The 9,700-nt window shown below is 39.6% G+C and carries 10 protein-coding genes; 8 read left to right on the forward strand and 2 right to left on the reverse strand.

From position 1 onward, the window contains the following. Positions 1–5: 5 nt before the first annotated feature. From WAO84_RS16325 to WAO84_RS16350, 6 genes are all read left to right on the forward strand, one after another. Positions 6–1,178: a DmpA family aminopeptidase gene (locus WAO84_RS16325; protein ID WP_340067163.1), complete on the forward strand. Its 1,173-nt coding sequence runs from the start codon at positions 6–8 to the stop codon at positions 1,176–1,178. Positions 1,179–1,972: 794 nt separating this feature from the next. Further along, positions 1,973–2,758 carry a sporulation delaying protein family toxin gene (locus tag WAO84_RS16330; RefSeq protein WP_340067165.1) on the forward strand — a complete coding sequence of 262 codons (786 nt, stop codon included), beginning with the start codon at positions 1,973–1,975 and terminating at the stop codon, positions 2,756–2,758. Beyond that, a complete protein-coding gene (locus WAO84_RS16335; protein ID WP_340067167.1) occupies positions 2,730–3,311 on the forward strand; it encodes an SdpA family antimicrobial peptide system protein in 582 nt (193 codons plus the stop codon). The genes WAO84_RS16330 and WAO84_RS16335 overlap by 29 nt, the downstream gene beginning before the upstream one ends. Continuing rightward, positions 3,308–4,198 carry a sporulation-delaying protein SdpB family protein gene (locus WAO84_RS16340; protein ID WP_340067169.1) on the forward strand — a complete coding sequence of 297 codons (891 nt, stop codon included), beginning with the start codon at positions 3,308–3,310 and terminating at the stop codon, positions 4,196–4,198. The genes WAO84_RS16335 and WAO84_RS16340 overlap by 4 nt, the downstream gene beginning before the upstream one ends. After that, complete coding sequence (locus WAO84_RS16345; protein WP_340067170.1) at positions 4,173–4,529, forward strand: SdpI family protein; 357 nt, start codon at positions 4,173–4,175, stop codon at positions 4,527–4,529. The genes WAO84_RS16340 and WAO84_RS16345 overlap by 26 nt, the downstream gene beginning before the upstream one ends. A 140-nt stretch (positions 4,530–4,669) precedes the next feature. Further along, positions 4,670–5,371 (forward strand): zinc metallopeptidase, encoded by a 702-nt coding sequence (locus tag WAO84_RS16350; RefSeq protein ID WP_340067171.1) that lies wholly within the window; start codon positions 4,670–4,672, stop codon positions 5,369–5,371. A 57-nt stretch (positions 5,372–5,428) separates the two neighbouring features. On the opposite strand, the gene WAO84_RS16355 is transcribed toward WAO84_RS16350, so the two are convergent. Then, positions 5,429–5,899 (reverse strand): Lrp/AsnC ligand binding domain-containing protein, encoded by a 471-nt coding sequence (locus tag WAO84_RS16355; RefSeq protein WP_340067172.1) that lies wholly within the window; start codon positions 5,897–5,899, stop codon positions 5,429–5,431. A gap of 52 nt (positions 5,900–5,951) precedes the next feature. Beyond that, a complete protein-coding gene (locus WAO84_RS16360) occupies positions 5,952–7,322 on the reverse strand; it encodes a saccharopine dehydrogenase family protein (RefSeq protein WP_340067173.1) in 1,371 nt (456 codons plus the stop codon). Positions 7,323–7,413: 91 nt separating this feature from the next. Between WAO84_RS16360 and WAO84_RS16365 the strand changes: the two genes are divergently transcribed. After that, complete coding sequence (locus WAO84_RS16365) at positions 7,414–7,803, forward strand: DUF423 domain-containing protein (RefSeq protein WP_340067174.1); 390 nt, start codon at positions 7,414–7,416, stop codon at positions 7,801–7,803. Between the two features lie 78 nt (positions 7,804–7,881). Beyond that, entirely contained in the window at positions 7,882–9,492 is a 1,611-nt protein-coding gene (pckA, locus tag WAO84_RS16370) for a phosphoenolpyruvate carboxykinase (ATP) (protein ID WP_340067175.1), read from the forward strand. Positions 9,493–9,700 lie beyond the last annotated feature (208 nt).

A 9,700-nucleotide genomic window follows, 5' to 3' on the forward strand; every position in this document is an offset into this window, starting at 1 on the left:
TAAATATGAGAAAACTGTGGATTGTATTGCTTTTACTAGGTGCAATAATTACGTATGGTCAAAAACCCCGTGCCCGGGACCTGGGTATTCCATTTACAGGATTACCTGGTTTCTACAATGCTATTACCGATGTACCGGGAGTTGAGATAGGACATAGTACAATAATAGAAGGAAGCGGCGAAAATTTTGCGGGAAAAGGTCCCGTGCGAACAGGAGTTACGGCCATATTTCCGCGTGGAAAAAAATACAGTCCGGTTTTTGCCAACTGGTACAGTTTAAATGGTAACGGTGAAATGACCGGAACGACATGGGTAACAGAGTCCGGATTTTTGGAAACCCCTGTTATGGTCACTAATACCAATAGTGTGGGTGTTGTTAGAGATGCTGTACTTAAATGGTATGTAGATACAGACTGGTACCGGGGAGAAAAAATGTGGTACACGTATCCGGTAGTTGCAGAAACCTATGACGGGTATATGAATGATATTTATGGATTTCACGTAAAAGAAAAACATGTATTGGAAGCCATAAGTAACGCCTCAGGCGGAAAGGTAACCGAAGGGAATGTTGGGGGCGGTACCGGTATGATGTGTCTGGGGTTTAAATGCGGTATTGGCACTGCTTCCCGGGTTGTGCAAATTGGAGAAGCTACCTACACCATTGGTGTATTGGTACAAGCCAATTTTGGCGCCAGAAGAAATCTTACCATTGCAGGTATTCCCGTAGGTAAAGAACTTAAAGATACTTTGAGATATATAATACGCAAGCCACCTGCCTCCAGCCGTGAAGAAGGTGACGGTTCAATAATTGTTGTGGTTGCGACCGATGCTCCTTTACTGCCACATCAGTTAAAACGGGTTGCACAAAGGGTGCCCATAGGTATCGGGCTTGTGGGGGGTCGTGGAAGTAATGGTTCCGGTGATATTTTCCTGGCTTTTTCAACCGCTAATAAAGATGCTTTTAATCGCAAAAATGAAACGCAGGTAGCCATGTTGCCCAACGACCAGCTTTTGGCAATTTTTGAAGGTACCGTATGGGCCGTAGAGGAAGCAGTTATTAACTCAATGATCGCTGCCGAGACCATGGAAGGTATAAATGGAAATACAGCCTATGCCATACCGCATGACCTTTTGGTCAAGGCTCTGAAAAAATACAATCGTATTCAGGATAAAAAGTAAATAAAGGCTTATTTGTTTTTCTTGCAAAAATTTCTGAGCTACCTCAAAAATTTACTTTGAGTAGCTTTGTAAGTACAATACTTCGCATATAGAACACTAATATTCTTTTTTATAAATTATTTTCTTTTTTATAAGGGGGTTTTCGCTTGTTAAAATACAGTTAATAATTATGTTAACTTTCTGACAACCATTAATTTTAGAATGTTAAATTAACATTGCTATGAAAAAAAGAAAGCTTAAGGACTTTGTTCTTTTACTTACAAAAGAAAAAGTTTCCAACCTGTCTCATCGTTCAATTCTGGGAGGCAAATCATACACTTGTGATATCCCTTTGCTTGCGGGCAGTTATAACTGTCCCCCGGAAGAATCTGTTAACATTAATGGAGGATACTCAGCACACCAGAGTGAATTCAGTATGTATGCACCAGCGCCGGTCAGTGCATCTGTGTGCCTGAGGCCACATCTGCTTTAACATGTTGGCTATATACAAAGAACGTTTATCAGCCTTTCCAGATCATAATCAGTAAAAAAATCAGATTTAAGTAATAAGCCGGTTTTTTTATGACATAGCTGCTATGCTATTGATTTGTAGATCATGGTAACCAGTTGTGATCTTGCCATAGGGCTTTATACAATATATAAGTTGTTTTTTAACGTGTTTATAAGGTTTAAAACAGGGCTGACCTCCCAAAATCGGAAAATGTGAAAGTTGAAACCGAAATAAAACAAGAAGTAAACCGAGTTACCGAAAATCGAGAGAGTAGGATAATTAACTAAAGTAAAACTAAATGAATATGAAATCTAGAATTTTATTGTTTTTGGGCATTTCTGCCATGCTTTTATCATGTTCACGTGATGATGAGCAAACAGATGCCAATTTAACAGATGGAGTGAATTTTACCGGTTCTCAACAGGTTTCGGCGATAGAAAGAAGACTGTCATTAGATGAAAAATCACTTTTTAAAGAGATCTTTTTTGGGCGTGCAGCTACTTCAGAGTTATCTCATGTAAATGACCTTATAGCCGTTAAAAGTAATCTTGAGGAAAGTGAAATAGCCGAGGTAAACCGGGTAGAGAACCTTATCTTATCTAATATTGACGGATTAGACAGTTCGTTTTTTGCCAGTTTTAATGCAAATATTACCAGTGGTGATCATTTATTGGTTCAACAAACTTTAAAAGATGGCGGAGTAATGCTGGAGAAAGCACTTTTAAGTACTCCCGAAATTGCCGAAGAAGTTATGCTGGGTAAAGAGCTGGCTGAAAAAATAAACATCCAAGATTTCACAAATGCCGATGGAACTCTAAATCAAGCTCGCTTAAACGAACACATAAACAGCCGCCACCAGGAGTTCGCAGCTCTTTGCGGTCCTACGTTCTGTTTTGCAGCCGTTGTTATTGTGGTTGCACAAACCGTTGCAGCAGCAGTTAACTATGCGGGTGCTGTTAATGTATATGTCTGGTTTAACGTATTCCGATGGGTTAATGGCCCCAAAAAGCAGGCGCAGGAAGTGCTTGCAGAAAGTGAGTTGCAGGAAGAGATCATGATCGATGAAATTGTCACTCATTATGGAGTATGATACATCTGGAAGCAAAATGAAAATATTCACTCTTAAAAATTTACGAACGGTTATTTATGTTTCCATTGTTTTTAGTGGTGTTTATATTTCGTTCATAGTTTCCAACAGGGATAATCCTGTACGCTTGTCTTATACAAGCGTACAGGAATTGTATTCGGTTTTTCCTCAGGGCTGGGCATTTTTTACCAGAAACCCAAAAGAAGAAGTATTACAGCTCTATAAAATGGAAGGGGATAAACTGGTTTTAGTAAATAACAGTGCTTCTTTGTCGTTTAAAGATTTTTTCGGGTTTAAAAGGCAAACCAGGAAAGTAAGTGCAGAACTTGCAGAGATCATTAAAAAAGTACCCACCCAAAGCTGGAAGGAACACAGGGGCGGAGAGATTTCAGAAGTACTAAAAAAGCTGGTTCTTTCAGATACGGTTTCTAATATTTTCACAGAAAAACTTCTTTCGGGAGAATATATAATTTACAGAAGTAAACGTGTACCGTGGGCCTGGTCTAAATCGAACGTAAAATTGCCTTACAGGGCCGTTAAAATATATGTAAAATGACTTTGGATTTTAAATGGACAAATACATTAGGGTTAGCAAGGACCCTGCTGGCTTTGGGAACTGTGTTTACATTACTGGTAAACTCTAATGCTGTGCTGTTTAATACACTGGCCCTTAATGAAAAACCAAGTTTGTTGCAGGGTTTCGGACTTTTTTACCTTCTTAAGGATTATCTGGTTCTTGCAAAAACCATAGCAATCTTCGCTTTATTACTGGTATTGTCAGGATACTATCCACGCTATACAGGCATCATACACTGGTATATATCCTATTCTTTCTTTTCTTCGTGTAATTTGATTGATGGAGGAGATCATATTACCGCAGTAATCACCTTTCTGCTACTACCCATAACAATTACAGACTCCAGAAAATCGCATTGGGACCCGCCGGTTTACAGTAAAAATACAATTCGTTCCATACTGGCAAGATCATTTCTAACATTAGTAAAAATTCAGGTCTGTGCCATCTATTTTCATTCTTTTGTAGGCAAAGCTGCAGCTACAGAATGGGTAAACGGAACCGCTACTTTTTATTGGCTCACTCATGAATATTTTGGTATTCATGCCACCTTACGCCCCCTTTTCTTATGGCTTCTTTCAAATGCATTTGCAGTTACGATCGTTACCTGGGGTACACTGGCGGTAGAGTTCTTATTGTCCGCAGGAATTGTTTTAGATAAAAACAGCCCTAAGAGAAAATGGTTTCTGATAACCGGCATCCTGTTTCACTTCAGTATAGTGATCGTTCACGGGCTTGCCAGTTTTTTCTTTGCAGTAAGTGCGGGGCTTATTTTATACCTTTTGCCTAATGATTATGTGATTAACATCACCTCTCTTTTAAAAAAGCGAAAATTAAAATTTTATGTTAGGAGCCATTCTCGTTTTTGATACATTGATACTGTTGTTCCCTTTATTGCTTTACTATTTTCCACCTAAGGAAATCAATGCACTTTACGGTTATCGTACCAAAAGATCATCTAAAAACGAGACCAACTGGCGTTTTGCTCAAAGACATTTTGCCCGTAACTGGATAAAGATACCATTTATTGTATTTCTCACTCAGCTTGTATTGATACTTTCGGGTGTATCAATAGATGTCAACTCGTCAGTATTGCCATTGGTATCATTATCGGAGTTTGTACTGGGATCGTTTGTGTGTGCATACACTACGGAAAATGCTTTGAAAAGACTTGAGAAGGAAAACAATACACCTGTCTGAGTTGTAATATGGGTGCCGGCGGGCTAAAAAACAGAAGCTGATAACTTGTACTGACAAAAGATCACAAAGTTAAAACCCTGCTAAATTTGGCGGGGTTTTTGCTGTATTTATTGTAATTTTATGATCAAATTAAAAAGAGTATGTTTGGAATAGATCCTTTATATTGGATAATTATAGGAGGCTTTATGCTGGCGAGTATGCTGGTGAGCCAACGTTTAAAAAACAAGTTTAAAAAATACTCAAAGGTACATCTGAGAAATGGCATGAGTGGGGCCGAGATTGCCGAAAAAATGTTGGCAGATCACGGTATAAATGATGTGAAAGTAATATCAACTCCCGGTATGCTTACAGATCACTATAACCCCATGAACAAAACAGTGAACCTTAGTGAAGGGGTATATACCCAACGTAACGCCGCTGCCGCTGCCGTAGCTGCTCATGAATGCGGACATGCCGTACAGCATGCAAAAGGCTATGAGTGGTTGCAAATGCGTTCTAAATTGGTGCCGATAGTGAATGTGGCTTCCGGGCTTTCCACCTGGTTAATCTTTGGTGGTTTTATCCTGGGAGTAACTTCGCAATTTGGATATGCAATAGCCGTTGCAGGTGTGGTGTTGTTTGGCTTCGGTACACTGTTCAGTTTTATAACACTTCCGGTAGAATACGATGCCAGTAACCGTGCTTTGGCCTGGCTTAAGTCTAAAAATATCGTGAGCCAACAAGAGTATGAAGGTGCGGAAGATTCCCTCAAATGGGCCGCTCGTACCTATGTAGTAGCTGCTTTGGGTTCGCTGGCAACTTTATTGTATTTTGCATTAAGAGTATTGGGGAGCAGAGAATAAATAAAAAGTACAGCATTCAAATATAAAAAAGGCCCTGAATACAAACAGGGCCTTTTTTTAGATCTGTATTTGCCTTTCTATTTGTTGATTGAGCGAGATAAAAGTTTCCGTTCTCGAGACGCCTTCAATAGTTTGAATTTTATGATTCAGAAGATTCATAAGGTGTTCGTTATCCCTGCATAGCAATTTTATAAGAATGCTCCAGTTGCCGGTGGTATAATGGCATTCCAGCACTTCCGGTATATCCTTTAGCTGTTTAACAGCTTCGGGATTTCGCATGGCCTTGTCCAGATAAATACCAATAAAAGCCATGGTAGAATATCCTAAAACCTTCGGATTTATGATAAATCTTGAGCCTGATATAAGCTTTGATTCTTCCAGTTTACGTAAGCGCTGATGAATAGCTGCCCCGGAAATGCCTATCCTTCTTGCAATTTCCAGTATAGGCTTGCGTGCATCTTCCATGAGATAGCGTAAAATCTCTTTGTCAATACCGTCAATCTCAACGATTTCGTTAGCTATTTTCATCTTTTAGCATTATTTTGAATTCAATATACTAAAAAAGCTATCATATTAGTAGTTATCCTGCAATATTGTCTGGGTTATAACCCAAATACGACACTTCTTTTTCCTTAAAAGTAATGTCATAAGTCTTTAACTCCTTTAGTATAGGGGTGTATATTTCTTTATTTATGGGAATACAAACTCCCGGTGTATGAATAGTGCCATCCAGAATATTGAGAGTGGCAATAGCGGCAGGCAGGCCTACAGTTTTAGCCATAGCCGTATAGGTCCTGTCTGCTCCTATGGTAACCATACTGGCATCTATCTGATATTTTTTTCCGTTCATTGTGTAACCAAATTTGTGATACATCACGATCATATCTTTATCATCTTCCTGTAGTGTCCATTCTTGTTCCAGTATTCTTTGCAGCACTTGTGCCGGGGTAGCATTTTTGATACCTGCTTTTTTATGCGGATTGAAAAGATCCAGTTCCAACAATTTCTCCCAAATAATATCGTCCTGGTCAATTTTAAGATAGTGTCTCATTTTTAGCTCCACCGAATCAGTAGGTGAATACGGAAGGAAAGAATTTATAAACTCCCGGTACGACATATTTTCCGAATCTTCTATGGTATAGCTATCATCAGTAAGACCCAATTGAACAAAAACATTCCAGGCTCTTGAAAAGCCTACTCTGCGCATAGTGCCTCTATACAACGTAAGGGCATTATCCAGGCCATAGGCACTTCTGTATTTAAGCGAATCTCGATTGGCATAGGCTTCAAAACGCCCGTAGTTTTCAATATCCAGAAATTCTGTTCGCCTGAAAAGCTTGTGATAAGGAATGTATTTATAAGTACCCTCCTGTATAAATTTGGCGGCACCCCCCTGTCCGGCCAGCACCACATTACGGGGGTTCCAGGTAAACTTATAGTTCCATAAGTTATTGTCACTTTCCGGTGCGACCAGCCCTCCCGTAAAAGATTCAAAAAGAATTATTTTACCCCCGTTACCGCGTATGCGGTCTATCACCTCCATAGCACTCATGTGGTCAATTCCCGGATCTACTCCTATCTCATTTAAGAATACAAGTTTGTTTGCTTTTGCTTCTGTATGTAAAGCTTCCATTTGGTCACTTACATACGAGGCGGTTACCAAATGTTTTTTTAAGGTAATGCAGTCACGGGCTACTTCAATATGAAGAGCCGCCGGAAGCATAGAAACCACAATGTCGGCATTTTTTATAGCATTTTGTCTTTGCTCTTTGTCTAAAACATTTAAGGTGATCGTTTTTCCGGAAGGATGGCCCAGCAAAAGTTTTTTGGCATTTTCAGGGTTTTGATCTGCTATGGTAACGGTTAACTGCTTACGGGCACTTTGCTTTAGAAAATAATCGACCAGGTATGAAGTGGACTTTCCTCCTCCTATAATAAGAATATTTCGCATAGTGGTTTTTCTTCAGTATTTTTGTAAATGGAAAAATGTAACACGAAAGTAGTAAAATGTTACATTTATAAGAAATAAGTAATTTGAAGTTATGAACAAAACAATTCTGGGATTTGGTGCTTTTTTTGGCCTTACCGCTGTTATCCTGGGTGCTTTTGGAGCACATGGGCTTAAACAACAAATAGATGCAGATGCTATTGCCAGTTTTGAGACCGGCGTGAGGTACCAGATGTATCATGCATTGTTACTTTTGTTTTTGGGAGGTACTACCGTGTTTGATAATATACTCACCAAAAGACTGTTTTATCTGTTGTTAATTGGAATACTTCTGTTCTCAGGGTCCATTTATCTGCTGGCTACCAACAGCCTTACGTCTTTTAATTTTACCTCTATTGCACTGCTAACTCCTATTGGAGGTGCCTTTTTAATACTAGCCTGGAGCTTAATGCTTTGGAAGATAATCGTTAAAAAGTATAAATAACTCGTTAGCGAAAACGTTTGAGAGACTATTATTTTTTAATTTTGTACCGTAAAATCGGTATAATTGAAACCTAACTTTATGGAAAACAATGCAATGACAGCAAAGATGATTTCTTTAGAAGAATATGGAATAAAAAAGGCAAAAGTACATTATCAGTTATCATCAGATAAACTGCATGAAATTACAATTGCCCGGGGCCAGGGAGTAGAAGCATCTTCGGGAGCATTGGCAATAAATACAGGAGAGTTTACCGGCCGCTCTCCTAAAGATCGTTTTATTGTAAAAGATGAAATTACAAAAGATAAGGTTTGGTGGGGAGATATTAATATTCCTTTTGAGCCTGAGGCTTTTGACCGGCTTTATGACAAAGTAACCGCATATCTGAAAGAAAAAGAAGTATTTGTAAGAGACTGCTATGCTTGTGCAGATCCGGAGTACCAGGTAAATATTCGTGTAATTAATGAGTATGCCTGGAGCAATCTTTTTGTTTATAATATGTTCCTGAGGCCGGAAACTAAAGATCTCAAAGATTTTGATCCGGACTGGCTTGTTATTAATGCTCCCGGTTTTATGGCAGACCCTGAAATTGATGGTACACGGCAACATAATTTTGCAATCCTTAATTTCACAAGGAAAATAGCCTTAATAGGAGGTACCGGATATACCGGAGAGATTAAAAAAGGGATTTTCTCAGCCCTTAATTTTCTTCTTCCCGTTTATAAAAATACATTGCCCATGCATTGCAGTGCCAATGTGGGAGAAAAGGATGATACAGCTATTTTCTTTGGTCTTTCCGGAACCGGTAAGACCACACTATCTGCAGATGCTTCCAGAAAACTTATAGGAGATGATGAACATGGGTGGACCCATAAGAACAGTGTTTTCAACTTTGAGGGAGGCTGTTATGCCAAAGTAATTAATCTTTCACAGGAAAATGAGCCTGAAATATACGGAGCCATAAAGCGCGGAGCACTCTTGGAAAACGTGATCATAAACGAAAAAGGAGAGGTAGATTTTCAAGACACCTCAATTACTCAAAATACACGGGTAAGCTATCCTATTTATCATATAGAGAACATACAAAAGCCCTCTACAGGGAGCAACCCAAAGAATATATTTTTCCTTACCGCCGATGCTTTCGGCGTTCTGCCTCCTATTTCTAAATTAACCCCGGGTCAGGCTGCATATCACTTTATATCTGGATATACAGCAAAAGTAGCAGGAACTGAAGCGGGTATTGATGAACCGTTACCAAGTTTTTCAGCCTGTTTTGGAGCGCCGTTTATGCCCTTACACCCAACGTATTACGCCGAGATGCTGAGCAAAAAGATGAAGGAGTCAGGTGTAAATGTATGGTTGATCAACACGGGGTGGACCGGAGGTCCTTACGGAGTGGGAAGCCGCATGAAGCTCAAATATACGCGTGCTATGATCAATGCGGCACTTAATGGTGAGCTCAGCAATGAGATCACTCCGGAATATTATCATATTCACTCTGTATTTGGCGTAGCCCAACCCAGAGTATGCCCGGGCGTACCTACAGAAGTACTGAGCCCAAGACAAACCTGGAACAACGATGAAGGTTATTATAAAAAGGCACATCAACTGGCAAAAGCGTTTAAAGATAACTTCAAAAAATTTGAGTCATATGCCAGTGAAGAGATTATTGGTGGAGGGCCGCTTGTGTAAACAGAAAACCTAAAGGGGCGTTACCGGCTCTGCTCTGAAGAGATCGAGAACCCGTATTTCGGGGAGCAGATGCTGCGCTGTGGTAAAATACAGGAAACCATACAATAGGTACCATATTCTAACAGGCGGGGTCCGTTCGTTTTCAGTGAGTCGTCCTAAAATAGGTTGACAGTTTTTAAAGATTTAATTTAGTCCTGTGAAGCTAGCT

The organism is Ascidiimonas aurantiaca (genome assembly GCF_037646345.1).
Taxonomy (GTDB): domain Bacteria; phylum Bacteroidota; class Bacteroidia; order Flavobacteriales; family Flavobacteriaceae; genus Ascidiimonas; species Ascidiimonas aurantiaca.